Raw genomic sequence first — 919 nt, 5'->3', positions numbered from 1 at the left:
CTAAGAACTCCTAACAATATGGGGCTGGTGGGGGGAATGTGAGTGGTTGGGTTGGTGTTACTCCTGTGTTGGCTGAGGCTGGAGGTGCACGACGGCGCAACGCAGGCCGTGGGAGGTTGATGACCGGCTGTGGGAGCGGATCGAGCCGCTGCTGCCGGTGGTGGTCCGCAAGACTCACCATCCCGGGCGGAAGCGCCTGGATAACCGCAGGGTGTTGTGCGGCATCCTGTTCGTGCTCTACACCGGCATACCCTGGGAGTTCCTGCCTCAAGAACTCGGGTACGGGTCCGGTATGACCTGCTGGCGCCGGCTTCGCGACTGGCACGAAGCCGGCGTGTGGCAACGTTTGCACGAAGAGTTGCTGGCCGAACTGCACGCCGCGGGTGCGCTGGACTGGTCCAAGGCGGTGATCGACGGCTCGCACGTGCGCGCTCTCAAAGGTGGCCCAAAACTGGGCCGAGCCCGGTCGACCGTGCCCGGACAGGCTCGAAACACCACGTCATCACCGAAGCGCAGGGCATCCCCCTCGCGGTCTCGCTGACCGGCGGCAACCGCAACGACGTCACCCAGCTCATGCCCCTCATCGACGCGATCCCGCCGGTGCGGGGGCGACGTGGCCGTCCCCGCACCCGCCCCGACGCGATCTACGCCGACCGTGGCTACGACCACGACAAGTACCGCACACTGGTACGCGACAAAGGCATCACACCTGTCATCGCCCGCCGCGGCACCGAACACGGCTCCGGCCTGGGCGTGCACCGATGGGTCGTCGAGCAAAGCTTCGCGCTCCTGCACTGGTTCCGTCGCCTGCGCATCCGCTGGGAAATCCGCGACGACATCCACGAAGCATTCCTCAGCCTCGCCTGCGGCATCATCTGCTGGCGCCGACTGGTCAACCTCTCACTCTGTTAGGAGTTCT

General features: G+C 65.6%; 1 protein-coding gene. It reads left to right on the top strand.

Translation table 11 applies throughout. The annotated features are described in order from the left end of the window. The first annotated feature begins 127 nt into the window (after positions 1-127). Positions 128-912 (top strand): IS5 family transposase gene (locus EIZ44_RS44440; RefSeq protein WP_205673505.1). Its coding sequence is split into 2 segments (ribosomal slippage): positions 128-446 and positions 446-912, totalling 786 coding nucleotides; the frame shifts between segments, so codons are not numbered across the junction. The last annotated feature ends 7 nt before the right edge of the window (positions 913-919 follow it).

It is taken from the genome of Amycolatopsis nivea, from assembly GCF_004522235.1.
Taxonomy (GTDB): domain Bacteria; phylum Actinomycetota; class Actinomycetes; order Mycobacteriales; family Pseudonocardiaceae; genus Amycolatopsis; species Amycolatopsis nivea.
Note: the sequence above shows the minus strand (reverse complement) of the source record. Positions and strands in the feature narration are given on the sequence as shown.